This window comes from Micromonospora sp. NPDC127501, assembly GCF_040302185.1.
Lineage (GTDB): Bacteria > Actinomycetota > Actinomycetes > Mycobacteriales > Micromonosporaceae > Micromonospora.
This window is the reverse complement of record NZ_JBEORJ010000015.1, coordinates 18,728-45,233: the sequence shown is the minus strand read 5'-3', so window position 1 is coordinate 45,233 and position 26,506 is coordinate 18,728. Positions and strand designations below refer to the sequence as shown.

The window sequence follows — 26,506 nt, the reverse complement described above, 5'->3', positions numbered from 1 at the left end:
TGGTCAATCCGGTAGCCCTGCCAGGACCAGGGCCACGCAGCGGGCGGCGTCAGCCGTGCCCCACTCGTGTCGACGATCTGCCGCCGTCACCCGGTACCGATCGCCGTCCAGTGGTTCGACCCAGGGGCAGTCGCCGCTGTAGGGATAGCCAACGGTGCGGCTGAAGCCGAGAGCCGCGTGACTGGTGAAGGGCATCAGCCGGCGCAGTCGAGGCTCACCGATGGCCACGGCGATGAAAGACTGCAGGCGGAGCAGGTGCGGAGCCCGACGGGCATTCTGGTGGTACTGCCGCCAGGTGTACTCGGCGGCTTCGCCGCGCTCGTGCGCCTCGGCCAGAGGGCTGATGGCAACGAACGGCCACTCGCGACCCAACTCCCGCAGTCGTGACCCGGACTGCCAGGTCCGCATCGCGCCGGCCACGCCGTACAGATCATCGGTGTCGCCCCGCGCCAGGCAGACCCCACGCGCCGAGAACCGCATCAGGAACACTCGCTCGGCACCGCCCATCAGGACAGTCGCCGTGCGCTCGCCGTCCTGCACCCTCGCACCCAAGAGACGCCAACCGGGCGCTGATTCGGGACGGGCCCGCCGGAGCGGGGCGACGCCGACGGACCCGGCTCGCAGGATGCCGCTGAGGCTGCCCACGCGAGCGACGTCCGGGTAGAGAGCCGGATCTGGCCTTGTGGAACCACGGTGGTCAGACACCTCCCATGATGCCTCGCGAAATCCTCGTCAATCGAGGTGCGGGGTGACGCGGTCACCCCTTCTCGACGACTCCCAATTCACCAGAACCAGATTCGATAATGCACATTATGTAAAGTAGCGTCCTTCGAGGGTCCCCTCGCCGCCTGCCGACAGGGGTCAGTCGCGCATCAGGCCGGGCGGACACGCGTCCTCGTCCGGCCCGACGAGACGCGCGTTGGCCAGCGGGTTGCCCCGCAGGGCCGCGAGCACGGCACCGCTGGCGCCGATGTCGGTCCAGGTGTCGTCCCAGAGGGCGGAGACGAGCCAGGAGCGATCCGCCGGAAAGAACAGGTCGGGCAGCGCGCCGTCGCCGCCGCGCATGTGACCGACGCGCCAGGTGAGAGCCTGCTCCGGCCCGGCCTCGACCAACACGTAGGGCCAGTCCCCGTAGAGGGACACTCTCGGGGCGTGCGGGAAGACGACGTCGTGGGCGCCGGTGTCGAGAAAGCCGAGCCACCAGGGCTGATCCGGGGTGCACGACACCAGTTCGTCGATCACCGCGCGTTCGTGGGCGTGGAACTCGACACCCTCTGGCCGGTGGAATGTGCCGTACGCCTCGAACACCGGTGGGATCGCCGCTGTGACCGACAAACCCTGCGTGGTGCGCCCGGCGAGCCAGGCGACGTCGCTGGCCGCGCCGATCCGCCAGGTCCGCCCGTCCTTGCTGACGTCCATGGGCTCCGTCGGGGTCGTCACGTCGTGCTCGACGGCGGCGGGCGACGCGTACGGGGCCCACCCGGCTCGGCCAACGGCCCGCCACTGGTGCCCCTCGGAGCAGACCAGGTCTGTCGGACCGTCGAGGTCCCGGTACACGATGGGCGTGCCGTGTCGACCACAGGTGGGACAGGTGGCGGCGAACGACGTCATGCCGCGCACGTTACGTGCTTCTCGATCGGCTCCAGCCGTACTCGCCTCGGTCCGGGATTGAGGCCCCTCTCCCCTCGCTCACCACTTCCCGGATACGCGAAAATGCTGCATAATATCCCTTATGCATGACAAACAGGACGAATCGCTCGCGGTACTGATCGAGGAGTTCCTGACCGCGCGGGCCACCCGTAAGCCCTCCCCGCACACCCTGGCCGCGTACCGCAGGGATCTGCGCACTGTGGCCTCCCTGGTGGCGGAGGATGCCACCCCTCCCCTACCCCTGGACGCGCTGTCGATCACCGACCTCTCCCCCCGGGTGATGCGGGCGGCCTTCGCCCGGTTCGCCGCTCCCCGGGCGCCCGCGTCGGTGCATCGGGCCTGGTCCACCTGGAACACCTTCTTCACGTTCCTGGTCGTTGACGGGTTCGTGGCGGGCAACCCGATGCCAGCGGTTGGGCGGCCTCGGGCGCTACTCCCCCAGCCGAAGCCGCTGCGCGGTGCGGACACCCCCGAGGTGCTGCTCGCGTCCGCCGCGCGGGACGACGGCCGGCAACGCGACCCGTGGCCGGAGCGCGACGTGGCGGTGTTGGCGGTGGCGCTCTGCGCCGGGCTGCGGCTGTCGGAGCTGCTGGCGTTGCGCGTCGACTCGCTCGGTGGTCGGTCCGGTGAGCGGCGGGTCGAGGTGGCGGGCAAGGGCGGGCGGCCTCGGGTGGTGCCGATCGAGGCGGATCTGGACCGGGTGCTGCGGGACTACCTGGACAGTCGGGTGCGGCGCTTCGGTTCGCGGTCGGTACGCCCCGACTCGCCGTTACTGGTGGATCGGCGTGGTGAGCCGTTGCGCCGTGGTGGCCTGCAGTATCTCGTCGAGTCGTGCTACCGGCGGGCCGGCATCGGTGACCGGGTGCCGCGTGGTGCGCGGCTGCACGCGCTGCGGCACACCTTCGCGACCCGGTTGGCGGAGGACGGCGCGAGCGCGGCGGAGATCATGCGGTTGTTGGGGCACGCGTCGTTGGCGTCGTCGCAGACGTACATCGAGGTGACGGCCGGGCAGCAGCGCGACGCGGTCCGCGCGAACCGGACCAACCGCGCGCTGGCGGGTCTGGTGCCGCCCGGTTGAGCGTGGTCAGTGTGCGCGGTGGCCGGTGCCGTCGGCGGTGACGGGCAGTGGGCCGAGGACGGCGTTGATGATGTGGATGCGGGCGTTGGTGGCCTGGTAGTCGGCGCAGACGGTGTCGGCGCGGTCGCCGAGGCGGGCGGTGGGTCCGGTGCGGGTGACGGTGACGGTGACGCCGTCGAGGGTGGTGGCGGTGCCGGCGGTGGTGAGGTCGGCGATCGGGTGGCTTCCGGTGATGAGGTGGGCTTTCAGCAGCGTGCGGAGCTGGTCGGTGTGGTGGGTCATGAGGTCGTCCCAGTTGTCCTCGGAGAACGTGGCGGCGAAGGCGTCGTCGGAGGGCGCCAGGACGGTGATGCCGTCGCCGGCGGGCAGGTCGGTGAGGACGCCGCTGGTGCGCAGGGCCGCTTCGAACGTGGTGAGGGTGGGGATCCAGCGCAGCGCCTGGTCGACGGGTTGACCGGCGAGGAAGCTCGGGTTGCCGGGGTCGGTGCCGGTGGGTAGGGCGGCGCAGAGTGGCCCGGTGGGCTGGGGTGCGGCATTCGTGCGGGGAGCTGCGGGGCTGGCGGTGCAGGCGGCCAGCAGCAGGGTCGGCAGGAGCAGGCCGAGGGTCCGTCGGACGCGCCGAGCGTCGTGCGGTCCGCGGAATCGTCGGGGGTGTCGCTGTGGGGTGGCGGTGTGCGACACGGCGGCCTCCACGGGTGCGGGGTGGGTGGTGAGGTGCCGGCGGCGCGGGTGTCGGGCCCGCGCCGCCGGCGTGCTGGCTCGCTAGTTGTCGGTCACAGTGCCGCGCACTGGCTGGTGCGGGGGCCGTGGACGGTGTTGGCGATGCCGAGGTTGCGCGGGGTGGGGTTGTTGCCGGTGCAGCTGAGGGGGCCGCGGATGGTGGTGCCGGCCAGCACGGTTGCGTCGGTGCCGGTGGTGTTGCGGGACAGGTCGACGGGGCCGGCGATGGTGGCGTCGATGATGGAGATCGTGTCGGTGGTGGCGATGCGGACCGGGCCGCTGATGGTGCTGTCGGCGAGGAGGATGCCGGCGGCGCCGGTGGCGGTGAGGGGGCCGCTGATGGTCGTTGCTGTCGTCACGAGTGCCGCACCGGCCCGGACGGTGACCGGGCCGTTGATGGTGGCGTCGTCGGCGCAGGTGAAGCCGGTGACGACCAGGGGTCCGTTGCGGCGGCCGGTGAGGGTGGGATAGACGCGTTCGCCGTCGGTCAGCTTCTCCACGCCCTTGCCGTCGAGGAGCAGGGGGATGAGGCCGCGTTCGGGTTGGTTGAGGGGGACGTAGTGGTCGTCGCCGATCGTGATGACCTTCCAGCCGTGGGCGGCGATGCGCTGGGCGACGGTGGTGCCGACGCCACCGGGTCCGTCGGTGCGGGGGCCGTTGTACTGCGCGGCGGTGAGTTTGTAGGCGCAGGGCGCGTTGTCGAGGATCAGGTCGGCGGGGGGCGCGTCGAGTGGTGGTGGGCTGTCGCCGGGGTGCGGTGCCGGGTGTGCGGGGATGGGGCGGGAGCCGCGGAAGACCAGCCGGCCGGTGTTGGCGGCTTGGGATTCGATGGCTTCGCTGCGGGCCTTCAGGATGTCGGCGCGGTCGGCGCGGTGGTAGTCGAGGAACTGGTGGAACGTCCACAGGGCGGAGTAGGTCTTGCGGCGTCGGTTGTTGGTGGTGTTGCCCTCGTCGGGGCGGGTCTGGCCGCCGGAACTGCGCAGTTCCAGCAGGGAGTTCGTGACGTTCTTGAGCCCGAGGGTGTTGCGCAGGATGGTTTCTTCGCTGAGGCCGACGTTGCCGCCGCCTTCGCAGCCGTAGGGGCAGGCCCACCAGCCGGCTTCGGCGCCCTTGGCGTACATGTGGCCTTCGATCATGTCCTGGGACTGGTCGAAGATGGGTTGGGCGACGTTCTGGTGGCGTGGGGGCAGCATCGGCAGGTCGCCGGCGCGGGAGTTGCCGAACTCGTGGCCGTCGTAGCCGGCGACGGGTCGGTAGTCGCGGACCATCTTGATGTACGCGGTGGTCTCGGGTTGGCGGATCAGGGAGTAGTCGCGGTTGAGGTCCTGGCCGGTGGAGTTGCCGCGGGTGTTGTTGGCGCGGCCGTCTCCGTTGATGGTGGGGACGATCAGGACGGTGGTGTGGCTGAGCAGGTCGGTGATGCGGGGGTCGGTGCTGAAGGCGAGTTGGCGGGCCATGATGAGGCAGGCTTCGCGGTCGCCGGGTTCGTTGCCGTGCACGTTGCAGTTGATGGCCACGGGTGAGGTGGCGGCGACTGCTTCCGGGGTGGCCGCCGGGGTGGGGTGGCCGATGACGAGCATGTTGATGGGTCGGTTCTGTACGGTGCGGCCGAGTTCGACGACGCGTACGCGGTCGCTGAGGGCGTCGATGGCGGCGGTGTAGGCGTACTCGTCGGTGTCGGTGGTGTACTGCGCGGCGTGGGTGGTCTCCCAGCCGGTGCGCAGTTGCTCGCCGGGGGTGGTGGGGTTGCCCCAGGGTGCGGTGGTGGTGGCGGTGACCGGGTCGGAGTAGGGCTGTTCGGTGGTGCCGGTGCGGGCGCGTACGCGCCATTGGAAGGTGTCGCCGGGGTTGTAGCCGGAGTCGGCGAAGGTGGGTGCGTGTTGGTTGATCTGGCGGTTGGGTCGCCAGATGCCGACGATGGTGGGTGCGCCGGTGGGGGTGTTGTCGGCGTCGACGGGGGTGCGTTCGATCTGGTAGTCGGTGGCGCCGTCGACGGGTTGCCAGGCGAGGGTGGTGTATCCGTCGGCCTGGTGGGCGGTGAGGGCGGTGACCTGGTCGGGTGGTGCGGCGTTGGCGGGGGTGGGTGCTGCGGTGGTGAGGGTGATGGCGATGAGGGTGGACACGGCGATGAGGGTTGGTCGCTGGCGTCTCATGTGGCCTCCGACGGGTTGATCGTGGCGCGTGTCGACCAGCATGATCGTCGAAGTCCGTCGATGCAATGATCTTGAGGGAATCTTGCGAGTTGGCGGTCCGCTCCCCCGCCGATCCTTGATCGCCTCGGTTTTCAGGAAGGCGCGGTGTCCGGGGATGCCCCGGATTTCAGGAAGCCGGGCGCAGTGGCAGGCCGAACGGTCGGCCCGGTGAGGCGTCGCGGTCAGCGGGCGTGGCGCAGGGCCCAGTCGAGGGCGACGTCGGCGATGCGCTGCCAGCCCTGCTGGGCGGGCAGAAGATGCGCGTACCCCTCGAAGAGTTCGACCTCGGTGATGGTGTCGCCTTTGTAGTGCGCGGCGTTGGCGCGTTGCACGCTGGGCGGCATGATGTGGTCTTCCGAGCCGGAGATGAACAGCAGCGGCGCGCGCTGGTCGTTGTGGTAGTTGACGGCGATGTCCTGGGGGCCGGGCAGCAGGTTGGCCAGGACGCTGTCCCAGAGGATGCCGCCGGCGGCGGGGATGGCGTATCGCTCGTACAGTGCGCGGGCGGTCTGCTCGTCGAAGGTGTTGGTGAACGCGTAGTTCCACTGCTCGAAGGTGAACCCGACGGCGCGGTGGCGGTTGGCGGGGTTGCGCAGCACCGGGAAGGTGGAGCGCACCTGCGAGAAGGGGATGTTCCGGACGCCTTCGGTGGGTGCCGAGTTGAGCACGACCGCCGAGGCGCCGTAGCCGCGGTCGAGCAGTACCTGGGTGAACGCCCCGCCGGCGGAGTGGCCCATGATGATCGGCGGCTTGGGTAGCGCGGCGACCACTTCGGTGAGGTGCGCGATGACCTGCGGTGCGGTCAGCGTCTCCAGGGGGCTGGGGTCGGCGTTGATCGCCTCGACCTCGCCTTCCAGCCCGGGGTACGTGGGAGTGAGCACCCGGAAGCCCTTGTCCTGGTAGTGGGTGACCCAGTGTTCCCAACTGCGGGGGGTGACCCAGAACCCGTGGATGAGGACGATCGTGTCCGGCGTGTCGCTCATGGTCAGCTCCGTGACTGTCGGGGGCGGCGATGACGCACGACGGCGGTGTCGGTGAGCCCACCCTAGACATTCGTGAGCCGCGATGGCGGAGTTTCGATCGTGGATTTTCAGCCGAGGTCGACCAGCAGGGGGCGGTGGTCGGAGATGGTGGACGCGGGTGCGGTGACCGCGCGTACGGGTGGAAGCTGGTCGAGGGCGTGCCGGTCGGCGAGGATGTGGTCGAGTTGGACGCGGGGCTGCCCGGACGGGTAGGTGGGGCGTCGGCCCAGGGGGTACCAGCCGGAGATGAGCCGGGCCGCGCCGGCGGGCAGGTTGAGGTCGCCGAGCAGCACACGGGGTCCCGGTAGCGCGCGCAGGGCGCGGACGGTCTGACGTAGTTGGCGGGCGTTCCAGCCGGGCACGAAGGACAGGTGGGTCGCGGCGACGGTGAGGGGGCCGTGCGGGGTGTCCAGGACGGCGGCGAGGACCACGCGGGGTTCGTCGTGCAGCAGGATGAGGCCGCCGCGGGGGCCGGGCACGTAGACCGGTGAGCGCACCGGCGCCGGTTTGAGTCGGGTGACCTGCCAGCTGCGGACGGGGTGTCGGCTGATCAGCCCGATGCCGTAGCAGGGTTCGCCGTGGCCGTCGTCGTCGTGGCGCAGTGGGCGGAACTGTTCGCCGGGGGTGCCGACGACGGCGGCGGCGAAGCGGTGGTGGGGTGCGCCGAGGGCGCGGGCGGCGATGGCGGTGAGGTCGAGGTTGCCGCTGCGGCGTTGGTCGCGGTCGACCTCCTGCAGGGCGAGCACGTCGGCGTCGAGGGCGCCGATGGCGGCGGTGAGTCGGTCGGAGTCGACGAGCCCGTCGGTGAGGGACCGTCCGTGCAGCAGGTTGAAGGTGGCCAGGCGCACTCCTGCACCTTACGTGCCCGTGGCATGGTTGCCGGGTGGTGAAGGTGTTGCTGTGTTCGGTGCTGGTGTTCGTGGCGGTCGGCGCGTTGGGGGTGTGGTTGCGGCGTACGCGGGGTCGGTGACCGGGTGAGGCTGGCCACTCGGGTGCCGCTGCGGCGCCTCGGATGGGCAGAATTGCCGCCCGTGGACGCCGTGACGCTGAGTACCCTGCTGGCCGCCGCCGCGATGGCCGGGTGGGTCGATGCCGTGGTCGGTGGTGGCGGGTTGCTGCTGCTGCCGGCGCTGTTGGTGGCCGCCCCGGGGTTGCCGGTGGCCACCGCGTTGGGCACTAACAAGTTGGCCGCGATCTTCGGTACGGCCACCGCGGCGGCGACGTACGCCCGCCGGACGAAGGTCGACTGGCGGGTGGCGGGCCCGGCGGCGGGGTTCGCGGTGCTCAGCGCGGGCGTCGGCGCGGCGCTGGCCGGGGCGGTGCCGGCGTCGGCGTACCGGCCGGTCGTGCTGGTGGTGCTGGTGTCCGTGGCGGTGTTCGTGCTGCTGCGTCCCCGGATGGGGGTGGTGGCGGTGCCGGCGAAGCGCACCCCGGTGCGGGTGGCGATGGTGATCGGGGTGGCCGGGGTGGGGATCGCCCTGTACGACGGGTTGATCGGCCCGGGCACCGGCACGTTCCTGGTGTTGGCGTTCACCGCCCTGGTGGGCGCGGACTTCGTGCACGGCTCGGCGATGGCGAAGGTCGTCAACGCAGGGACGAACCTGGGCGCGCTCGTGGTGTTCGGGGCGACCGGGCACGTGTGGTGGCTGCTGGGCGCGGGCATGGCGGTGTGCAACATCGCCGGCGCGGTGCTGGGAGCGCGGATGGCGTTGCGCCGCGGCTCCGGGTTCGTGCGGGTGGTGTTGCTGGTGGTGGTGGTGGCGTTGGTCGCGAAGCTGGGCCACGACCAGTGGGTGAGCTAGCCGCGGCGGCTGGGTGAGTCGAAGCGCCCGGCGCGGATCTCGCGCAGGGCCCGGCGGCGGGTGTCGCCGCGCAGGGTGTCGACGTAGAGCTTGCCGCCCAGGTGGTCGGTCTCGTGTTGCAGTGCGCGGGCCAGGAACCCGGTGCCGGCGATGGTCAGAGGCTCGCCGTGCTGGTCGACGCCGTGGGCGGTGGCGTGCAGCGCCCGCACGGTCGGGAAGTACAGCCCGGGGATGGACAGGCAGCCCTCCTCGTCGTCCTGGAGCTCGTCGGACAGCTCCAGGGTCGGGTTGATGAGGTGGCCGCGGTGCCCGTCGGCGTCGTAGACGAACACCTGTGCGCTGACGCCGATCTGCGGTGCGGCGACGCCGGCGCGGCCGGGGGCGCCGAGCAGCGTGTCCATCAGGTCGGTGACGAGGCCGCGCAGCTCGGCGTCGAAGGTGGTGACCGGTTCGCATCCGGTGCGCAGGACAGGGTCGCCGATGATCCGGATGGGCCGCATGGTCATGGGGTTCAGCGTATCGCCGTGCCTCGCTGCGGTCAGCGCCCGGCCAGGGTGGCGCGGATCGGGGTGGTCTTCGCGGCGGCCTCGGCGACCTCGGCGTGTGCGTCGCTGTCCCACGTGATGCCGCCGCCGGCCCAGGTGTGCAGCCGCTGGCCGTCGGCGGCGGCGGTGCGGATGGTCAGGCCCAGGTCGACGTGGCCCGGAGCGACCCAGCCCAGCGCGCCCATGCTGGCGCCCCGCCCGACCGGTTCGAGGGCGCTGATCTGGGTCAGGGCGGCGAGTTTCGGGGCACCGGTGACGGAGCCGCCTGGGCAGGTGGCGCGCAGCAGGTCGGCGAGGCCGAGGCCGTCGGCGGCGTCGGCGCGGACGGTCGACTCGGCCTGCCACAGGTCGCACCAGCGGCGCACGGCGAACAGTTCGTCGACGGTGACGGTGCCGGTGCGGGCGATGCGGGCGAGGTCGTTGCGTTCCAGGTCGACGATCATGATGTGTTCGGCGCGTTCCTTCGCGCTGGCGAGCAGTTCGGCGCGGCCGGTGGCGGTGGCCGGGCGGGTGCCCTTGATCGGTCGGGTGATCACCTGCCCGTCGGTGACCTCGACGAGGGTTTCCGGGGAGGCGCAGCCGATGGCCCAGCCGTCGCCGGTGAGGACGCCGCCGTAGCGGGCGCCGGGGAGCGCGCCGAGGCGGCTCAGGGCCGGCAGCGGGTCGCCGGTGTAGGGGGCGGCGGCGTGACCGACGAGGTTGCTCTGGTAGACGTCGCCGCGGCCGATGGCGGCGCGGACCGCGTCGACGGCGGCGGCGTGCTGGCTGGGGGTCCAGCTCTCGACCCACTCGCCGAGGCGCCACGGCGGCGGTGGGCCGGGCCGGGTGACCCGGGTGGGGCCGTGCTGGTAGACGACGACGGCGAGGTCGGGCAGGGCCGGCGCGGGTTCGGGTGCCCCGGTGGGTGCGCCGGCCAGCAGCGCCCCGGCGGCGGCGGACAGGTACAGCGCCGCGCCGCAGACCCCGGTGCCGTGCTGGCCGGTGGCGGGCCGGGTCAGGTCGTGCAGGGGCAGGCCGTGCGCGGCGAGGAACTCCTCGGCGAGGGTCGCGGGGTCGCCGCCGTCGCCGCGAGACCAGTGCAGGCGGGCGCGTTCGGTCAGCGCACCCCGGCACGCGGCCGGCGCGGCGGGTACATCGATCGACGCAGCCGGGCCGCGATATGCGAGAGCCACCTGTGGGAGCGTTTCCACGCCGTACGGTCCAACCTTCCTCATCCGTTCAGTGGATTTCCCGTGCACCAGGCGGGCACCTGCTCGATGCTGGCCACTTTCGCTTGGTACTGTGCGTCACTGGTCATGTGAACCATGACACAGTGCCCCCACAGTCCGGAGAACCCGATGTGCCAGCACCAACCGACCTGCCCCTCCGCTGAAGCCACCGACCGGGAAGCCGCGCGGGTCCTCGCCTGCTTCCGTGAGCAGGGCTGGAGCCTGCTCTGCAACGGTGTCATCGTCTTCGAGGACACCGGCGAGTTGCTTCCCGACGGCAGCAGCATCGCACCGCACCGCGGCCCCGCCCGCCACGCTCTCGTGGCCTGACCGACCACTCAGCGTCACCGTTTAGCCGCCGTCGACCCAGGCTAGTCCCCCGGTAAGGGACGTCCCCGCCCAGGTCGCAGCGGCTGCCGGGGCAGGCCGTACCGCCCGCCCCGGCGCGCCGTCGTCAGTCTTCGACCGGCTGCGGCGTCGTCAGTCCTCGAACGCCTCCGGCGACGGGCACGAGCAGACCAGGTTCCGGTCGCCGTACGCGCCGTCGATGCGCCGCACCGGCGGCCAGTACTTGCCGGCCCGGTCCACTCCGGCCGGGTACGCGCCCACCGACCGCGGGTACGCGTGTGACCACTCGTCACCGCTGACCATCGCCGCGGTGTGCGGTGCGTTGGCCAGGGGGTTGTCCCCCGCCGGCCACGCCCCGGAACCCACCTGCTCGATCTCCGCGCGGATCGCGATCATCGCGTCGCAGAACCGGTCCAGCTCGGCCAGGTCCTCGCTCTCGGTCGGCTCCACCATCAGCGTCCCCGCCACCGGGAACGACATCGTGGGCGCGTGGAAGCCGTAGTCGATCAGCCGCTTCGCCACGTCGTCGACGCTCACCCCGGTCGCCTTCGTCAACGGCCGCAGGTCGAGGATGCACTCGTGGGCCACCAGGCCCTTGTTGCCGGCGTACAGCACCGGGAAGTGTCCCCGCAGTCGCGCCGCCACGTAGTTCGCCGCGAGCACCGCCACACCGGTGGCCCGGGTCAACCCCTCGGCGCCCATCATCCGCAGGTACGCCCACGGGATCGGCAGGATCCCCGCCGACCCGTACTTCGCCGCCGAGATCGCCGGCGTGGCGTCCACGTGCGCGCCCAGCGGGTCACCGGGCAGGAACGGCGCCAGGTGCGCGCGGACCGCCACCGGGCCCACCCCGGGGCCGCCGCCGCCGTGCGGGATGCAGAACGTCTTGTGCAGGTTCAGGTGCGACACGTCCGCGCCGAACTTGCCCGGCTTGGCGAACCCGACCAGGGCGTTGAGGTTCGCCCCGTCGACGTACACCTGCCCGCCGGCGTCGTGCACCTTCGCGCACAACGACGCGATGCCCGTCTCGTACACACCGTGGGTGGACGGGTACGTCACCATGATCGCGGCGAGCGCATCCCGGTGCTTGTCGATCTTCGCGTCCAGGTCGACGAGGTCGACGTTGCCGTCGTCGTCGCAGGCCACCACCACGACCCGCATGCCGGCCATCACCGCCGACGCCGCGTTCGTGCCGTGCGCCGACGACGGGATCAGGCACACGTCGCGGTGCGTCTCACCCCGCGACGCGTGGTACGAGCGGATCGCCAGCAACCCGGCCAGCTCACCCTGCGAACCGGCGTTGGGCTGCACGCTCACCGCGTCGTAGCCGGTCACCTCGGCCAGCCACGACTCCAGCTGACCGATCATCTCCCGGTACCCGACGGTCTGCGCGTCCGGCGCGAACGGGTGGATGTTCGCGAACTCCGCCCAGCTGATCGGCTCCATCTCGGTGGTCGCGTTCAGCTTCATCGTGCACGACCCGAGCGGGATCATGCCCCGGTCCAGGGCGTAGTCGAAGTCCGACAGCCGCCGCAGGTAGCGCAGCATCGCCGTCTCGGAGTGGTGGCTGCGGAACACCGGGTGGGTGAGGAAGTCGCTGCCGCGCGTCAGGTCGACCGGCAGGGCCGCGTCCACGTCGGCGTCGAACGCGGGCACCCCGAACGCCGCCCACACCTGCGTCAGGTGCGCGTCGGTGGTGGTCTCGTCGCACGACACCCCCACCCGGTCGGCGTCGACCAGCCGCAGGTTGACACCACGCTCGGCGGCGGCGGACACCACCTCGCCGGCCCGCCCGGGCACGGTCGCGGTGACGGTGTCGAAGAACGCGACGTCCGCGACGTCCACCCCACCGGCGCGCAAACCGGCCGCGAGCCGCGCCGCCATCCGATGGGTACGCGTCGCGATGTCACGCAGCCCGTCCGGGCCGTGGTAGACGGCGTACATGCCGGCCATCACCGCGAGCAGCACCTGCGCGGTGCAGATGTTGCTGGTCGCCTTCTCCCGCCGGATGTGCTGCTCACGGGTCTGCAACGCCAACCGGTAGGCCGGGTTGCCGTCCGCGTCGCGCGACACCCCGACCAGGCGCCCGGGCAGCATCCGCTCCAGCCCCGAGCGCACCGCCAGGTAGCCGGCGTGCGGCCCACCGAAGCCCATCGGTACGCCGAAACGCTGGGTGGTGCCGGCGGCGATGTCCGCGCCGATCTCCCCCGGTGCGCGCAGCAGCGTCAACGCCAGCAGGTCCGCCGCGACGGTCACCAGGGCGCCGACGGAGTGTGCCGCCTGCACGAGGCTGGCGTGGTCGCGCACCGCCCCGGACGCCCCCGGGTACTGCAGGTGCAGGCCGAAGAACTCCGCCGGCAACTCGTCGCGCTGCACGTCGAGGACCCGCACGTCGATACCGAGCGGCTCGGCCCGACTGGTGATCACGGCGATGGTCTGCGGCAACGCGTCGGCGTCGACGACGTACACACCGCTCTTGCTCTTGGAGGCCCGCCGCGCCAGGGTCATCGCCTCCGCCGCCGCGGTGCCCTCGTCGAGCATCGAGGCGTTCGCGGTGGCCAACCCGGTCAGGTCCGTGACCATGGTCTGGAAGTTCAGCAGCGCCTCCAAGCGGCCCTGGCTGATCTCCGGCTGGTACGGCGTGTACGCCGTGTACCAGGCCGGGTCCTCCAGCACGTTGCGGCGGATCACCGCCGGGGTGTGCGTGCCGTGGTACCCCAACCCGATCATGGAGACGGCGACGGTGTTACGCGCCGCGAGGGCCCGCAGCTCGGCGATCGTCTCAGCCTCGGTGGCCGGGTCGGGCAGGTCGAGGGTGCCGTGCCAGCGGATCACCTCGGGGATCGCGGCGTCCATCAGCTCGTCGATCGAGTCGTGCCCGACGACCTCCAGCATCCGACGCTCATCGTCGGGGCCGGGACCGATGTGACGGGTGGCGAACTGCTCTACGGTCATAGGGGGCACTCCCGGGGCGAGGTCGACGTGTCGGCCTCCCCCTCTGTCGCACCCACAGGGGCACTCCACAGTGCCTGCCCACGAGGTCCTTTTGCCTGAGAGGTTCCGGGGAGGATTTGCCCCTTCGGCGCCGCCCTGCGTGCTGTCGGGCGGTCTCTCCCACGTGGGTGTTACCGGCGTGGTCAACGCTACCAGCGTTGGTGTTTCCGGCGGATGTCCTACCCCCGGGCCGGGTGCCCAGCCGGAGCCCGGCCCGTCACACCGCCAGCGGCGCCCCGGCGCCGACCCGCGCGACCAACCGCGGCAGCACCACGCCCAGCGGCGCGTCGACGCACACGGTGGCGTGGCCGTCACCCCGGGTCGGCCCCTGGTTGACGATCGCGACCGGGATGCCCCGTTTCGCGGCCCGAATCACGAACCGGCGCCCCGACATCACCGTCAACGACGACCCGAGCACCAGCAACGACCGGGCCTGTTCCACGGCCGCGAAACACCGCGCCACCCGCTGCGCCGGCACCGTCTCACCGAAGAACACCACGTCCGGTTTCAGCATCCCGGTGCCGCAGATCCCGCAGTCCACCGGCCGAAACGACGCCACCTGCTCATCGGGGAGATCAACATCACCGTCCGGGTTGACCGCGGCGACGCGGGCCACGAACTCCGGGTTGGCCTCGCGCAGCCGCCGGTGAAGCTCCTCCCGGGAGGTCAGGTTGCCGCAGTCGAGGCAGGTCACCTCGTCGAGGCGGCCGTGCAGCTCGATCACCGACGGGCTGCCGGCCGCACCGTGCAGACCGTCGACGTTCTGGGTGATCACCGTGTCGACCAGCCCGGCCTGTTGCAGCCCGGCCACCGCCCGGTGCCCGGCGTTGGGCGCCGCGCCCGCGATCAACCGCCAGCCCAGGTGGCTGCGCGCCCAGTAGCGCCGCCGGGCCAGGGGATCGCTGGTGAACGCCTGGAAGGTCATCGGCGTGTGCCGCCGCGCCACCCCGCTGGGCCCCCGGTAGTCCGGAATTCCCGACTCGGTGGACAGGCCGGCGCCGCTGAGCACCACCACCCCACCAGCGGCCACCAGCGAGGTCAACGCGTCGAAGCTCTCCATCACCTCTCCATGCTGCCTCAACCGGTTCACCAACGCCGAGCCCCGCGCCGGGTGGGCGGCCCCACCCGGCGCGGGTGGCGTCGGCTATACCGCGACGACGTCGGCGACGACGCAGGCGACGTTGTCCGGCGCCCCCTCGGCCCGCGCCAGATCGATCAGCGTCCGCACCGTGTCCTCGGGATCGTCCGTCGCGGCCAACACCGACCCCAGGTCGGCCCGGTCGACGACCGCGGACAGCCCGTCGGAGCACAACAGGTACCGGTCCCCCGGCAGAGCGGTACGCAGCGCGAGATCCGCCTCGACCTGCCGGCCGCCACCGAGGGCGCGCATGAGCACCGCGCGCTGCGGATGCGCCGCGGCCTGGTCCCGGTCGAGCCGGCCCTGATCAACCTGGGCCTGCACCCAGGTGTGATCCTGCGTGAGCAGCGACAGTTCACCGCCGCGCAGCAGGTAGGCCCGGGTGTCGCCGACGTGCACCAGCGCCAACCGGGAACCGCTGAGCAGCAGCGCGGTCAGCGTGGTGACCGGCTGGTCGGTGTCGGTGGCCAACCCGTGCACGGCGCGGTCGGCGTCGCTCACCGCGCCAGCCAGCATCGTCAGCAGGTCGGCGGCCGGCACGTCGGTGAACGCCAACGGCTTCAGGGCGTCGACGGCGGCGGCGCTGGCGGCCGCACCGCCGGGCCCCCGCATACCGTCGGCGACGGCGAGCAGCCGCTCGCTGGCGTACGCGGCGTCCTCGTTGCTGTCACGTACCAGCCCGGTGTCACAACCGGCGGCGCAGCGCACGGCAACTGTGGGATTCGGGTCGGACATGGTGGCGCCCCCTTCAGACAGGTGGTCCACGAGGAGAGTGGCGAGCCGGGCGCGCGCTGCGGTGTCGGCGCTGACCTGCCGCCAGTACGCGGTGACCGCCTCAGCCGCCGCCGCGGGCTCCAGGCCGCACACGACCCGGATCGTCGCCAGCGGCATACCGAGCCGACGCAACTGGGCGACCAGCCGAGCCACCGGCAGCTGAGCCGGGTCGTAGAGCCGGTAACCGGACTCCGGATCGACAGCGGCCGGCACCAGCAGCCCCACCTGGTCGTACAGGCGCAACGCCTTCGGTGTCAGCCTCGCCGCCCGGGCGAACGCCCCGATGGTCATCAGCCCCACGTCGACATCCTCCTCGCGCCGGTCACGGCGACCGGCACTCACCAGGCTCAGGGTTGCCCGAAGGTCAAGGTCAAGCCGCTGACACCGCCCGCACCCCGCGGCGCCGGTAGGTTGGGCGCATGCGCGTCGTCATCGCCGGAGGCCACGGCAAGATCGCCCTACTGTTGCAACGCCACCTCGTCGGGCGCGGCGACACCGCCGTCGGCCTCATCCGCAACCCCGAGCAGACCGCGACGCTGCGCGCCGCCGGCGCCACCCCCGTCGTCTGCGACCTGGAACACACCCCGCTCGAACAGGTCGCCGGGCACCTCGACGGCGCCGACGCGGTGGTCTTCGCCGCAGGCGCCGGCCCCGGCAGCGGCGCCGCCCGCAAGGACACCGTCGACCGGGCCGCCGCCGTGCTGCTCGCCGACGCCGCCACCCGCGCCGGCGTCCGCCGCTACCTGCTCGTCTCCTCCATGGGCGTGGACACACCACCCGCCCCCGGCACCGACGACGTGTGGGCGGCGTACCTGCGCGCCAAACGCGCCGCCGAGGACGACCTGCGCGGCCGCGACCTGGCCTGGACGGTGCTGCGGCCCGGCCGGCTCACCGACGACCCACCCACCGGGCGGGTCACCCTCACCCCCCACGCCGGCAGTGGCGCGATCAGCCGCACCGACGTCGCCCACGTCCTCGCCGCGCTGCTCGACGAACCGCGCACCACCGGCGCGACCCTGGAACTCGTCGACGGACCCACCCCGATCGCCGAGGCCGTCCGCGCCGCCGCCAGCTGACCACCCCGCCGCACCGACGGTCGCCTCAGCCGCCCGGTCGGTGCGCGGCGACCAGGACCGGCCCGCCGGGGACGGTCGGAAAACGCCGAACCTCACCCAGCCCGGCCCCCGCCAGCACCTCCGCCATCCGGTCGGCGTCGAAGGCGTTGCCGCCGTTGCGGACGGCGTTCCACCGGTCGACGGCCGCCCGCAACGGGTCCCCGGCCGGCGGGTTGGTGCCGGCCACCAGCCAGCCACCGGGTCGCAGCGCCTGCACCAGCCGGGGCACCGCGAGCGCCAACGTCTGTTGGGGAAGAAACGGCGCCGGCACCCAGACCAGGTCGTACCCGCCCGGCTCGGCCACCTCCGCGACGTCCTGCCGGCGCAAACTGATCCGATCCGCGACATCGCGCGCCTCGGCCAACTCCACCCGGGCCAGGTCCAACGCCCGTTGCAGCACGTCGATACCCACCACCGACACCCGGGGCAACGCGCGGGCCAGGGCGACAGCCAACGCCGCCACACCGGTGCCCACGTCCAGCACCCGGGCGTCCGCCGAGTCCAAGCGCTGCGCCAGCCCCGCCAACTCGGGCACCACCCGGGTCGCCAACGCCCGGCCGGTCGCCGCCGACGCCCGGCCCTGATGCAGCAACACCTCGTCGTCCACCTGCGCCCAGCCGGCCCCACCCCCGCCGGAAGGCTCCTGCGCCGCCGCGGCGACCGCCTGTCGCAGCGAACTCAACCGCGCCTGCACCGCGCTGCGCCCGGTCGGCCCGTCGGAAGGCACCAGAGACGGGTGCGCGACCGGCGTTCCGCCGTCCCAGGACAGCAGACCGGCGGCCTCGAGCACCGCGCTGCGGTGCGGCGACGCCGCGAGGACCTCGGCGAGCGGGGCCGACAGGGCGTCGCTCATGGTGCCGACCGCGGCGGCCAGCGCCCACGCCGACGCCTCCAACGCGGCCAGCGGGTCCGTTGACCCGCCGGACGGGGACGGTGATACCGACACGAGGGTGGCCTCTCCCAGGGGCGGGCCACGGGTCAGCCCCGCCTGACCCCTCCGACTATGCCACCGCCGTCAGCGCACCGGGTGGGGTCCCCGTCAGGGCACCCCACCCGGCGACTCAACGCTGCTGGTGCCGCGGCAACGCCGACTGGCCCACCACGCCACCCACGAACGGCGCCCCCGGCGTCTCCGCCGCGATCCGATCCATCGTGCGCGCCAACTGCTCACTGCCGTCGTCGAGATGCCGCGCCGCCGCCTGCATGTGCGACACCATCATCTCGCCGAAGATCCGCAACGCCTCCCGGGTCGCCACCGTGTCGTCGAAGCTCGGCCCCGCCGCGCTGCGGTACTCCGCCACCGCCCGCTCCGCCTCCTGCTTCGCCTCCGCCTCCGCCGCGTGCAGGTAACTCTCGTACTGCACCCGGGCGTACTCGGCGACCCGACGCGCGTAGTCATGCGCCTGCGCGATGATCTGCTCGGCCTCCCGCTGCGCCGCCGACAGCAGATTCACCTCCCGCGCCGCCGGGACCTTCGCCGCCGCCCCCGTACTCGGAATCACCCCGTGCCGGTGCAACTCCACCCGGTCGGTCAGCCGCTCGTTCTCCGCCCGCAACGTCGCGATCTGCGTCGCCAACAGGTCCAACTCGTCAGCGACCTGCACCCGGAACCGGTCCACGTCAGCGTTGTCGTACCCACGCCGAGCGAACGACGCCGCACCGAACTCCCACCGCCGAACCCGATCGGCGGTCATCCGCACCTGCACACCGCCGGAAACCTGCACCCCGTCATACCGACTGATCGGCGTCGCACTCACCTGTGCAGACCTCCGTTCGCGACCGCCGGGCCCGCAAGCTCACTGCTCGCGCTCACCTGTGCCCACCTCCCGAAGTGTCACCCGCAGCCGGCTGCTGCACCGCCGTCCGCCACGCCGGGCCGTACCACTGCGCGCCCAGGCCCTCGTGGTGCACCTGACCCGCGTGGTAACCCGCCTGAACCAACGTCCGCACCGCGTGCGACACCATCTCGTCCGACCCACACACGAACACGTGCCGGGACCGCCAGTCACCGTCGGCCAACGCCCGGTCCACCGCCTGCACGAACTCCCCCGGCCGGTGCACGTCGGCACCGACCACGTACGTCACCGTCAACCACGGATACGACGACGCCAACTTGTCGATCGCGTCGCTGTCGTAGAACTCGCTACGGGACCGGGCCCCCACGTACAGGTCCACCCGCCGACGGGAACCCTCCGCGGCCACCTGCTCCACCAACGCCTTCACCGGCGCCCAGCCGGTGCCCGAAACCAGCAGCAACAAGTCGCTGGAGCCCGCCGACCACAACCCCAGCCGGTCCCCCACCGGCGCCGCCAGGTGGATCCGATCCCCCACCGCCGACCCGTACACCAGCCGCGACGACACCGCGCCACCCGGCGCGGCCCGCACATGCAACTCCAACGTGCCGTCCGCCCGCGGCGCGTTCGCCGGCGAGTAGTACCGCCACGACCGCACCGACGGGTGCGACACCCCGATCGACTGACCCGGCGTGAACGGCAACAGATACTGCGGACGCACCGTCAACACCGCCACGTCGAACGCCCGCCGCTCATGCGCCACGATCTCCGCCACCCACCACGGCGGATTGACCGCCTCAGCGGCCTGCGCGGCCTCCATCATCACCTGCGCGACCAGCCCGTACGCGGCCGTCCAGTCCGCAGCCAACTCGTCGGTCCACTGCTCGGCGAGGAAATGCTGCAACGTCGCCACCAGCGCCTCACCGACCGCCGGATAGTGCTCCGCGCGGACCGCGAACTTGCGGTGATCCGCGCCGAGATCCTGCAGGAAACCCACCAGCCGATCCACCTGGTCCACGTTGGACACGATGTGACCCAACGCGGTCACGAGGCGGTCCCGCTGACCGGCCATGTTCGTGGGGAACATCTGCCGCGTCTCAGGATGAGCGAGGAACAACGTCGAGTAGAAGTAGAGCGGCACCTGGTCGCCGTGACCGGCGACCACCGACCAGCTCTGCTTGAGGCGAGCCGCGTCCACGCTCAGGCGCCCGACCTGTTCCCGGCAGCCACCACCTGGCCCTGCACCTGCCCCAGCACTGTCTGCACGTCGGCGAGGATGTCCGCCGGCACCCCCAGCTCGGTCAGCGTCACCGTCAGGTGCTCGCCCACCTTCGCGTAGTGCCCCACCGTGATGTTCAACGGCTGGTGCGCCTCGGCCAACCCGCGACCCGTGTACTCGTTCGGGCCACCCAGCACCACCGTCAACATCAACGCCAGATGCCGCCGCTGACCGGCCATGTCCACGTCGGCGAAGTAGCCCGCCAACTCCGGGTCCGCGAGCACCTTGTCATAGAACAGCTCAACCGCCGCCTTGACCGAACTGGCGCCGCCAATGCGGTCGTAGTGCGAGGCGGGAGCAGTCTCTTCCGTAACCGTCACGGTCGTTCCTTCCGGGGATGAAGGGTCCAGAACCGTGAGGGACCATAGCGTGTCAACCGCTTCCGGTCAGCGCCCCCTTATCGGATTCCCGACAACACGCTGACACGTTGCGTCATCACTACCGATGGGTATCTCCACAATGGGCCACCGAAACGACACCCACGGTATCCACGGTGGACCGCCGTCGCTCACAGAACCCCACCACCGTCACCGACGGTCGCGAGAAAACCACCGAAAAAAAATCGGAAGACGAACGATCAGCCGGCGCGCCGCCGCGCCCGCCGCGCCGCCAACTCGTCACCCATCGGATCCGGGCCCGACGCCACCGCCGGCTCCACCGGGCCGCTCGCCGCCGGCTCCGCCGGCAGATGCGACAACGACCCCTGGATCTCCTTGAAAGCCCCACCGATCGCGATGCCAAAGACACCCTGGCCACCCTGCAACAGGTCGACCACCTCCTCCGGAGACCGGCACTCGTACACCGTCGTCCCATCAGAGATAAGCGTGATCCCCGCCAGATCCTCCACGCCCCGCGACCGCAACGCCTCGATCGCCTTACGGATGTTCTGCAGGGACACCCCCGCATCCAACAACCGCTTCACGACCTTCAACACCACCAGGTCCCGAAACGAATACAACCGCTGCGTCCCCGAACCCGAGGCATCACGAACGCTCGGCACCACCAGCGTCGTCCGCGCCCAGTAATCCAACTGCCGGTAACTGATGCCCACCGCGTGGCAGGCCGTCACACCCCGGTAGCCAACCGAACCGTCACCCTCAGCCGCCACACCTGGCGACGAGGCACCCGACTCGTCGAACTCTGCACCCGGATCGGAATCCCGCGGCTCGTGCATCCGGACAACCTCCCCGTCAGTGTGGCGACGCATCGTTTCCGGGACGCGCACCCCTCGACATGGAAACCCTATCGCCACCGTCAGGGGTTACCACGGAGGAACCGACGCGACACGCCGCGCAGCCACCGAGAAAGATCACCAACCGAGCCCGGGCACACCTCAGCCCGCGAAATCCTCCGGACGCACCTGCTCCAGGAACTCGCGGAACTTCTCCACCTCATCCTCCTGCTCGTCAGGGATAACGATCCCCGCCTCGCTGAGGACCTGCTCCGCACAACGAATCGGCGCACCAACCCGCAACGCCAACGCGATCGAATCGCTCGGCCGCGCCGACACCCGCACCCCGTCGCCGATCAACAGATCCGCGTAGAAGACGTTTTCCTTCAGCTCGGTGATCTCCACCGCCTGCAAGGGCGCCTTCAACGCCGCCAACACATCCCGCAGAAGATCATGCGTCAACGGCCGGGCCGGCTTGACCCCCTGCTGCTCATAAGCGATAGCCGTGGCCTCGACCGCGCCGATCCAGATCGGCAGATAGCGGTCCCCCTCGACCTCCCTGAGCAGGACGATCGGCTGGTTGCTGGGCAGCTCCACCCGAACTCCGACCACGCTCAGCTCGCGCACCGCCGCCTCCGTGTCGTTGTCACCTACGCCGCACCGCGCCCTTCCCTGCACGGTACACGGACCGCAACACGGCCGTCCCATGCGCTACAGCACCACGCCCGCGCCGAAAAGGGGTTACCCCGGCAAGCCTACGGCACGCTTCCCGGAAGAGATCTTTCCGCTCAACCGCCACCCGCCGGGCACCCTCACCGACCCAACGTCGACCGCAGCCCCACCCGCACCAACGCCGCATGCAGCTGCTCCGACAACGCCACCAACTCCCGCGCCGTCTCCGCCGCCCGCGCCCGCGCCGCCGGATCACTCTGCCGCGCCAACGGCGCCACCAACTGCGCGAACAAACCGACCTCCCGGTCCGCCGCCGTCCGATAACCCCGCAGGTGCCGCGGCTCCAACCCGTACGACGCCAACCCCGCCACCGCCGACGCGATGATCAGAGCATCCGCGTCATACCACCCCGGCGGATCCGACACCAGCACACCGAGCCGCTCCAACTCCACCAACGTCGACTCGTCGATCCCACTGCGCGCCACGAGATCCGCCCGGCCGAGCCGCACCTGCGACGACTCGGCCGGCTCCGCCAACTCACGACCCGGCACCGCACCATCGGGACCAACAGCCACCAACGCCGGCCGCGACCGCCCCGACTGCTCACCGGACGAATCCCACTGGGCCAACTGCTCCCGGATCACCCGCAAGGGCAGGTACTTGTCCCGCTGCGCGGTCAACACGAACCGCAACCGCGCCACATCGTCCCAGCTGTACTTCCGGTAACCCGCCGCCGTCCGCTGCGGCTCGACCAAACCCTCGGCCTCAAGAAACCGCAGCTTCGAAATCGTGGTATCCGGAAAATCCACCCGCAACTGCCCAAGCACCTCACCGATGCTCATCAGCGGCTCAGACCGAGCCGCCCCGGGTGACATGGAGGCCGCAGGCTCGTTCACCCCCGGCCGGCCTCCTCCTCCGGGCGCGGACCGGCGATGAACACCACCCGGAACTTACCGATCTGGACCTCGTCACCATTGCTCAACGTGGCCGCCTCAACCCGCTCACGATTGACGTACGTGCCATTCAGGCTGCCCACGTCCCGCACCGTGAACGTCCCACCATCGCGGTGGAACTCCGCATGCCGACGCGACACCGTCACGTCGTCCAGGAAGATGTCACTGTCCGGGTGCCGGCCACTGGTCGTCACATCGTGGTCCAACAGGAACCGGGCGCCCGCATTCGGACCTCGACGAACCACCAGCAGCGCCATACCCGGCGGCAACGAACCGGACATCCGGCTCGGAACCACATCGGTATCCGGCCCCTCCAGCACTTCGTCGAGCGAACCGAGATTGAGCGTCGAAGTGACGTCGAGTGGGGGGAACTCGTCGTCTGGCCGCGTCATGGGACCACCTCACGGATCTGTTCGGTCGGCGTCGGGTAATGGCGGGTCTGGCCGCCGGGCACTTGAACACCCGGCGGCTGGCTCCCCGTGCCCGGGAAGGCAATTCCGCAACGCTCAACTATTGGGTTCTCGGTCGACTGGGCGAGCCTAGCCAGCGCCGAAATGCAGGGCAACCGGACGCGCGCAGACATCCCACGCACCGGATCAAGCACACTCAGCCTTCGGTGATCTTCTGATACGCGGCCGCCGTCAGCAACCCATCCGTGGCAGTCGGATCATTCGGCGTGATCTCCACCAACCAACCCTCACCGTACGGATCAGTGTTGATCAGCTCCGGCGTGTCAGCCAACGCGTCGTTGCGCGCCGCCACCGTACCGGCCACCGGCGCGTAGATCTCCGACACGCTCTTGGTCGACTCGATCTCACCCAACGAGTCACCGGCCGCGACCACCGCACCCGCCTCGGGCAACTGCACGTACACGATGTCACCGAGCGCGTCCTGCGCGAAGTGCGTGATGCCGACCCTGACCGAAGCCGTGCCGTCACCCGCCACCCACTCATGCTCGGCGGTGTATCGCAGATCCTCGGGAATCACCAGACGCGTCCTTCATCCATCGGTGCCCCGGACCACCCGGGTCCGGCGCGGCCGCGCCGGTCAGGAGACCGGACGGGCGTGTTCCAACTTGATCGGCACGTGCAGCGCCGAAACCTCGGCAACCTCACGCTCCCCAAACGTCACGTTACCGCCGTCACCCCGGACCGACGCCACCACCCCACCAGGAATGTTCAACGCCGTACGCATCGTCGCCGGATCACCGATCACCGTGATCGTGTACGGCCCCGACAACCGACGCCCCTCCACCATCAACGACCCGTTGTCGCCATCGAGGAAGTACGTCGACGCGATGATCCGCACCGTCGCCCGATCCCCACCGGAAATCTGCATCGCCTCGGCGCCCGCACCACGCAACTCCTGCACCGCGTCCAACACCCGGTTCGCCGAGATCGGCTTCACACCCGCGTCGAACTGCACCGTCAACCCCGGGCCCACCGCCGGCAACGTCCCCGCCAGGATGCCCAGCTCGTCCGCCCGCCGCGTCGCCTCATCCAACGCCGCCTGACGACCCTGCTCACCCGAGCGCAACTGCCGCTGACTGTCCTCCAGAGCCCGGATGTCCTGCTGCAGGCGGTTCTCCCGCGCATCCAGATCCGACAAGATCCGGACCAGGTCCTCCTGCCGGGTGGCCCCCAGCGTCGGGTCCGTCGAAGTCGTCTTCAACTGCACGACCAACGTGAACCCCAGCAACGCCAACAACGCGGCGATCATCACCCCGGCCGCACTCCACCGGGACCGACCAGCCGCCACCGGCGCCGCCGACTCCGCCGAACCGTCGGAGTTCGCAACCACCGGCTCTGCCAACCCGTCGGAACCCGCGACCGGCGGCTCCCCCGACCGCGACACCGCGTTCAGGTCCACCGTCGCACCATCGTCGACCGGCTCCACACCCGGCTCCGCCGCAGGCTCGTCATCCGACGGCTGCGCCGGCCCCTGCGGCGCCAACGGGCTCAACTCATCCGGATCCGGCGCATCCGGGCGCGGATCCGGCTCACCCGCCGGCCCACCCGGCCGCACCGGACCCGCCGGCTGCGGCCACCCGGTCCCCGTGTCGGTCTGCTCGTCACTCATCGCAACCCAACCTACGCCCGGAACAGGTGCCGACGGATCGCCGCCACGTTGCCGAAGATACGCACACCCAACACGACGACCACACCGGTGGACAACTGCCCACCCACCCCCAACTGGTCACCCAGATACACGATCAGACCAGCCACCAGCACGTTCGAGATGAACGACACCACGAACTGCTTGTCGTCGAAGATGCGGTCCAACCGGGCCCGCACCCCACCGAACACCGCGTCCAACGCGGCCACCACCGCGATCGGCAGGTACGGCTGCAACGCCGCCGGCACCGTGGGATCAAGCCACACGCCCAGCACCACACCGGCGAGCAACGCCAACACCGCGATCATCGGCCACCTCCGGAGGGGCTAACAGTCGTCGCCGGACCGGACGACCCGGGACTGCCGGAACGGACACCCGACGCGGAAGGGCTCGGACTGACCGACGGCTTGGCGTAGCGTAGCTGCGGCTCCGGCGCCGCCGGCAGGGTGAGGTCGTCAGCCTCCCGCACACCGAACGACAACCCCGTCCCCTGCGCGACCTTCCGCATCAGCGCCGCGTTGCGGCTGTCCTCGAACTTGCGCCGCATCGAACCCGGCCCGATCGCCGACACCTCGTACGGCCCGGTCACCGGCCGGAAATCCACGAGCATCGCCTCACCCGCCGACCGGATCGTCGACGTCGACGTCAACCGCTGCCCGTTGATGGCGATCGCCTCCGCGCCCGCACTCCACAACGCGTTCGCCACACCCTGCAGGTCGCTGTAGAGCACCCGAGGCGGCCCAGCGCCGGCACCGGTGACCGCGTCCGCCTTGTCCGGCGCGTCCGCCAACCGCACCACCACACCATCACCGCGCACCCGACCCAGCCCGGTGCTCGCCTCCAGGTTGCGCAACCGGGCGGCGGCCGACCCGCTCAACGCAGCGTCCCGCTGCCGACCAACCTCCTCGCGCAGCTGATCCGCCCGCGTGGACAACCGGTCGGTCTGGCTCTCCCGTTCCTTGATCTGCGTCACCAGACCCGAACGGGCCTGGCTCCGGCCCGGCTCGTCCGCCATCGTCTGCCGGTACGCGACAGCGAACAGGAAACCGAGCATCACCACCACGACCAGGCTCACCGACCGTGCCGGCAAGGCCCGCCACCCGCCCGCCGAAGCCGACTCCTCCGAGCGCCGCCGCGCGGCAGCCGCGTCGGCGTACCCCGGATCCAGCGGGTTGCGGAACAGTTCGGTGAGGAAGTCCGGCGCGTACACCCGGTCCTGGCCGGGTTTTCCCAGCCGCGGCGCGCTCACGCCGCCGCTCCCGGACCGCGCGCCGCGCGCACCAACCGGGCCGCCTGCACGACGTACATCCCGCCGGCCACCCAGTACAGCACCAGCCCCCACCAGGCCAACGCCCAACCGATGGCGCTCGCCGCCGTCGCCACGTCGGTCGCCGCGCTGGCCAGCAGCAGCACCGGGAACGCCGCGAGCAGCAGGAACGTGGCGGTCTTGCCCACGTAGTGCACCGGCGGCGGCCCGTACCCGTAGCGACGCAGCACCGCCAGCGAGGCCAGCAGGAGCACCTCACGGGCCAGCAGCGCCGCGGTGAACTGCCACGGCACCACCTCCCGGGCGGTGAAGGCGACCAGGGTGGCGAGGATGTAGAGCCGGTCGGCGAGCGGGTCGAGCAGCTCGCCCAGGCGGCTGACCTGGTGCAGGCGGCGGGCGATCCAGCCGTCGACCCAGTCGGTGGTGCCACCGATGGCCAGCACCACGACCGCCGCGACGTCGGCCCGCGCCACCAGGAACAGGTAGAGGAAGAGCGGCACGCCCAGCAGCCGCCCGAAGCTGATCAGGTTGGGCAGGGTGAGCACCTGGTTGCCGGGAGTCTCGTCACCGGTGTCCCGCGGTTGCTCTGCCCGAGCCTGCCGACGCGACACCGATCCTCCTCCACGGCACGCGGGCCCCCGGCCGGCGCCGGGCGCGGCTGAGGGTCGTA

Annotated in this window: 28 protein-coding genes and 1 riboswitch; of the genes, 4 read left to right on the top strand and 24 right to left on the bottom strand. The window is 71.3% G+C overall.

Annotated elements, in window-relative coordinates:
* Positions 1–3 precede the first annotated feature (3 nt).
* Both ABTW72_RS28350 and ABTW72_RS28345 read right to left on the bottom strand, forming a co-directional pair.
* Positions 4–540 (bottom strand): DUF6193 family natural product biosynthesis protein, encoded by a 537-nt coding sequence (locus ABTW72_RS28350; RefSeq protein WP_350863768.1) that lies wholly within the window; start codon positions 538–540, stop codon positions 4–6.
* A 321-nt stretch (positions 541–861) separates the two neighbouring features.
* The gene (locus ABTW72_RS28345; protein ID WP_350863765.1) at positions 862–1,611 is read right to left on the bottom strand and encodes a hypothetical protein; all 750 of its coding nucleotides are present in this window, start codon (positions 1,609–1,611) and stop codon (positions 862–864) included.
* A gap of 121 nt (positions 1,612–1,732) precedes the next feature.
* On the opposite strand from ABTW72_RS28345, the gene ABTW72_RS28340 reads away from it, so the two are divergent.
* The gene (locus tag ABTW72_RS28340; RefSeq protein WP_350863762.1) at positions 1,733–2,728 is read left to right on the top strand and encodes a tyrosine-type recombinase/integrase; all 996 of its coding nucleotides are present in this window, start codon (positions 1,733–1,735) and stop codon (positions 2,726–2,728) included.
* A gap of 6 nt (positions 2,729–2,734) precedes the next feature.
* Here the strand turns inward: ABTW72_RS28340 and ABTW72_RS28335 are convergent, their stop codons facing one another.
* From ABTW72_RS28335 to ABTW72_RS28320, 4 genes are all read right to left on the bottom strand, one after another.
* Positions 2,735–3,409: a fasciclin domain-containing protein gene (locus tag ABTW72_RS28335; protein ID WP_350863759.1), complete on the bottom strand. Its 675-nt coding sequence runs from the start codon at positions 3,407–3,409 to the stop codon at positions 2,735–2,737.
* Positions 3,410–3,501: 92 nt separating this feature from the next.
* Positions 3,502–5,601, bottom strand: a complete 2,100-nt coding sequence (locus ABTW72_RS28330; RefSeq protein ID WP_350863757.1) for a M14 family zinc carboxypeptidase — start codon at positions 5,599–5,601, stop codon at positions 3,502–3,504.
* A 221-nt stretch (positions 5,602–5,822) separates the two neighbouring features.
* Entirely contained in the window at positions 5,823–6,623 is an 801-nt protein-coding gene (locus ABTW72_RS28325) for an alpha/beta hydrolase (protein WP_350863754.1), read from the bottom strand.
* 107 nt (positions 6,624–6,730) lie between these two features.
* Positions 6,731–7,510, bottom strand: coding sequence for an endonuclease/exonuclease/phosphatase family protein (locus ABTW72_RS28320; protein ID WP_350863752.1), 780 nt, complete (start codon positions 7,508–7,510; stop codon positions 6,731–6,733).
* Positions 7,511–7,693: 183 nt separating this feature from the next.
* On the opposite strand from ABTW72_RS28320, the gene ABTW72_RS28315 reads away from it, so the two are divergent.
* Positions 7,694–8,464, top strand: a complete 771-nt coding sequence (locus tag ABTW72_RS28315) for a sulfite exporter TauE/SafE family protein (protein WP_350863749.1) — start codon at positions 7,694–7,696, stop codon at positions 8,462–8,464.
* Here ABTW72_RS28315 and ABTW72_RS28310 read toward each other — a convergent pair.
* Positions 8,461–8,970 (bottom strand): peptide deformylase, encoded by a 510-nt coding sequence (locus ABTW72_RS28310; RefSeq protein ID WP_350863746.1) that lies wholly within the window; start codon positions 8,968–8,970, stop codon positions 8,461–8,463. The genes ABTW72_RS28315 and ABTW72_RS28310 overlap by 4 nt on opposite strands.
* A 32-nt stretch (positions 8,971–9,002) precedes the next feature.
* Positions 9,003–10,223, bottom strand: coding sequence for a chorismate-binding protein (locus tag ABTW72_RS28305; protein ID WP_502892257.1), 1,221 nt, complete (start codon positions 10,221–10,223; stop codon positions 9,003–9,005).
* Positions 10,224–10,346: 123 nt separating this feature from the next.
* On the opposite strand from ABTW72_RS28305, the gene ABTW72_RS28300 reads away from it, so the two are divergent.
* A complete protein-coding gene (locus ABTW72_RS28300) occupies positions 10,347–10,547 on the top strand; it encodes a DUF5999 family protein (RefSeq protein ID WP_007460326.1) in 201 nt (66 codons plus the stop codon).
* Positions 10,548–10,697: 150 nt separating this feature from the next.
* Here the strand turns inward: ABTW72_RS28300 and gcvP are convergent, their stop codons facing one another.
* From gcvP to ABTW72_RS28285, 3 genes are all read right to left on the bottom strand, one after another.
* Positions 10,698–13,520 (bottom strand): aminomethyl-transferring glycine dehydrogenase, encoded by a 2,823-nt coding sequence (gene gcvP, locus ABTW72_RS28295; RefSeq protein ID WP_350863742.1) that lies wholly within the window; start codon positions 13,518–13,520, stop codon positions 10,698–10,700.
* Positions 13,521–13,593: 73 nt separating this feature from the next.
* Positions 13,594–13,692: riboswitch (glycine riboswitch) on the bottom strand.
* Between the two features lie 84 nt (positions 13,693–13,776).
* Positions 13,777–14,619: an NAD-dependent protein deacetylase gene (locus ABTW72_RS28290; protein ID WP_350863739.1), complete on the bottom strand. Its 843-nt coding sequence runs from the start codon at positions 14,617–14,619 to the stop codon at positions 13,777–13,779.
* 84 nt (positions 14,620–14,703) lie between these two features.
* On the bottom strand, positions 14,704–15,771 hold the full coding sequence (locus tag ABTW72_RS28285) for a MerR family transcriptional regulator (RefSeq protein WP_350864004.1): 1,068 nt from the start codon (positions 15,769–15,771) through the stop codon (positions 14,704–14,706).
* A 119-nt stretch (positions 15,772–15,890) separates the two neighbouring features.
* Between ABTW72_RS28285 and ABTW72_RS28280 the strand changes: the two genes are divergently transcribed.
* Positions 15,891–16,547, top strand: coding sequence for an NAD(P)H-binding protein (locus tag ABTW72_RS28280; RefSeq protein ID WP_350863736.1), 657 nt, complete (start codon positions 15,891–15,893; stop codon positions 16,545–16,547).
* A 25-nt stretch (positions 16,548–16,572) separates the two neighbouring features.
* Here ABTW72_RS28280 and ABTW72_RS28275 read toward each other — a convergent pair whose 3' ends face one another.
* From ABTW72_RS28275 to clsA, 13 genes are all read right to left on the bottom strand, one after another.
* On the bottom strand, positions 16,573–17,532 hold the full coding sequence (locus ABTW72_RS28275; RefSeq protein WP_350863734.1) for an SAM-dependent methyltransferase: 960 nt from the start codon (positions 17,530–17,532) through the stop codon (positions 16,573–16,575).
* A 115-nt stretch (positions 17,533–17,647) separates the two neighbouring features.
* On the bottom strand, positions 17,648–18,343 hold the full coding sequence (locus ABTW72_RS28270; protein ID WP_091397983.1) for a DivIVA domain-containing protein: 696 nt from the start codon (positions 18,341–18,343) through the stop codon (positions 17,648–17,650).
* Between the two features lie 52 nt (positions 18,344–18,395).
* On the bottom strand, positions 18,396–19,577 hold the full coding sequence (locus tag ABTW72_RS28265) for a globin domain-containing protein (protein ID WP_350863731.1): 1,182 nt from the start codon (positions 19,575–19,577) through the stop codon (positions 18,396–18,398).
* A 2-nt stretch (positions 19,578–19,579) separates the two neighbouring features.
* Positions 19,580–19,978 (bottom strand): group I truncated hemoglobin, encoded by a 399-nt coding sequence (locus ABTW72_RS28260; RefSeq protein ID WP_091397976.1) that lies wholly within the window; start codon positions 19,976–19,978, stop codon positions 19,580–19,582.
* Positions 19,979–20,235: 257 nt separating this feature from the next.
* Entirely contained in the window at positions 20,236–20,832 is a 597-nt protein-coding gene (locus ABTW72_RS28255; protein WP_350863728.1) for a MerR family transcriptional regulator, read from the bottom strand.
* Between the two features lie 159 nt (positions 20,833–20,991).
* Positions 20,992–21,456 carry a bifunctional nuclease family protein gene (locus ABTW72_RS28250; protein WP_030327706.1) on the bottom strand — a complete coding sequence of 155 codons (465 nt, stop codon included), beginning with the start codon at positions 21,454–21,456 and terminating at the stop codon, positions 20,992–20,994.
* Between the two features lie 185 nt (positions 21,457–21,641).
* Complete coding sequence (ftsR, locus tag ABTW72_RS28245; protein WP_350863725.1) at positions 21,642–22,343, bottom strand: transcriptional regulator FtsR; 702 nt, start codon at positions 22,341–22,343, stop codon at positions 21,642–21,644.
* 50 nt (positions 22,344–22,393) lie between these two features.
* On the bottom strand, positions 22,394–22,846 hold the full coding sequence (odhI, locus tag ABTW72_RS28240; RefSeq protein WP_007071101.1) for an oxoglutarate dehydrogenase inhibitor Odhl: 453 nt from the start codon (positions 22,844–22,846) through the stop codon (positions 22,394–22,396).
* 214 nt (positions 22,847–23,060) lie between these two features.
* Positions 23,061–23,441, bottom strand: coding sequence for a glycine cleavage system protein GcvH (gene gcvH / locus ABTW72_RS28235; RefSeq protein ID WP_091397961.1), 381 nt, complete (start codon positions 23,439–23,441; stop codon positions 23,061–23,063).
* Positions 23,442–23,501: 60 nt separating this feature from the next.
* A complete protein-coding gene (locus ABTW72_RS28230) occupies positions 23,502–24,533 on the bottom strand; it encodes a DUF881 domain-containing protein (RefSeq protein ID WP_350863722.1) in 1,032 nt (343 codons plus the stop codon).
* Positions 24,534–24,544: 11 nt separating this feature from the next.
* Positions 24,545–24,877, bottom strand: a complete 333-nt coding sequence (locus tag ABTW72_RS28225) for a small basic family protein (protein ID WP_030327710.1) — start codon at positions 24,875–24,877, stop codon at positions 24,545–24,547.
* On the bottom strand, positions 24,874–25,818 hold the full coding sequence (locus ABTW72_RS28220; RefSeq protein WP_350863719.1) for a DUF881 domain-containing protein: 945 nt from the start codon (positions 25,816–25,818) through the stop codon (positions 24,874–24,876). The genes ABTW72_RS28225 and ABTW72_RS28220 overlap by 4 nt, the downstream gene beginning before the upstream one ends.
* Positions 25,815–26,447 carry a cardiolipin synthase ClsA gene (clsA, locus tag ABTW72_RS28215; protein WP_112673328.1) on the bottom strand — a complete coding sequence of 211 codons (633 nt, stop codon included), beginning with the start codon at positions 26,445–26,447 and terminating at the stop codon, positions 25,815–25,817. Before clsA ends, ABTW72_RS28220 begins: the two co-directional genes overlap by 4 nt.
* Positions 26,448–26,506: the final 59 nt, after the last annotated feature.

Excerpts from the sequence above, each read along its gene's own strand:
- ABTW72_RS28345 (WP_350863765.1), bottom strand. The coding sequence starts at position 1,611 with ATGACGTCGTTCGCCGCCACCTGTCCCACCTGTGGTCGACACGGCACG.
- ABTW72_RS28340 (WP_350863762.1), top strand. The coding sequence starts at position 1,733 with ATGCATGACAAACAGGACGAATCGCTCGCGGTACTGATCGAGGAGTTC.
- ABTW72_RS28330 (WP_350863757.1), bottom strand. The coding sequence starts at position 5,601 with ATGAGACGCCAGCGACCAACCCTCATCGCCGTGTCCACCCTCATCGCC.
- ABTW72_RS28325 (WP_350863754.1), bottom strand. The coding sequence starts at position 6,623 with ATGAGCGACACGCCGGACACGATCGTCCTCATCCACGGGTTCTGGGTC.
- ABTW72_RS28310 (WP_350863746.1), bottom strand. The coding sequence starts at position 8,970 with ATGACCATGCGGCCCATCCGGATCATCGGCGACCCTGTCCTGCGCACC.
- ABTW72_RS28305 (WP_502892257.1), bottom strand. The coding sequence starts at position 10,223 with ATGAGGAAGGTTGGACCGTACGGCGTGGAAACGCTCCCACAGGTGGCT.
- ABTW72_RS28300 (WP_007460326.1), top strand. The coding sequence starts at position 10,347 with ATGTGCCAGCACCAACCGACCTGCCCCTCCGCTGAAGCCACCGACCGG.
- gcvP (WP_350863742.1), bottom strand. The coding sequence starts at position 13,520 with ATGACCGTAGAGCAGTTCGCCACCCGTCACATCGGTCCCGGCCCCGAC.
- ABTW72_RS28290 (WP_350863739.1), bottom strand. The coding sequence starts at position 14,619 with ATGGAGAGCTTCGACGCGTTGACCTCGCTGGTGGCCGCTGGTGGGGTG.
- ABTW72_RS28280 (WP_350863736.1), top strand. The coding sequence starts at position 15,891 with ATGCGCGTCGTCATCGCCGGAGGCCACGGCAAGATCGCCCTACTGTTG.
- ABTW72_RS28255 (WP_350863728.1), bottom strand. The coding sequence starts at position 20,832 with ATGCACGAGCCGCGGGATTCCGATCCGGGTGCAGAGTTCGACGAGTCG.
- ftsR (WP_350863725.1), bottom strand. The coding sequence starts at position 22,343 with ATGAGCATCGGTGAGGTGCTTGGGCAGTTGCGGGTGGATTTTCCGGAT.
- odhI (WP_007071101.1), bottom strand. The coding sequence starts at position 22,846 with ATGACGCGGCCAGACGACGAGTTCCCCCCACTCGACGTCACTTCGACG.
- ABTW72_RS28230 (WP_350863722.1), bottom strand. The coding sequence starts at position 24,533 with ATGAGTGACGAGCAGACCGACACGGGGACCGGGTGGCCGCAGCCGGCG.
- ABTW72_RS28225 (WP_030327710.1), bottom strand. The coding sequence starts at position 24,877 with ATGATCGCGGTGTTGGCGTTGCTCGCCGGTGTGGTGCTGGGCGTGTGG.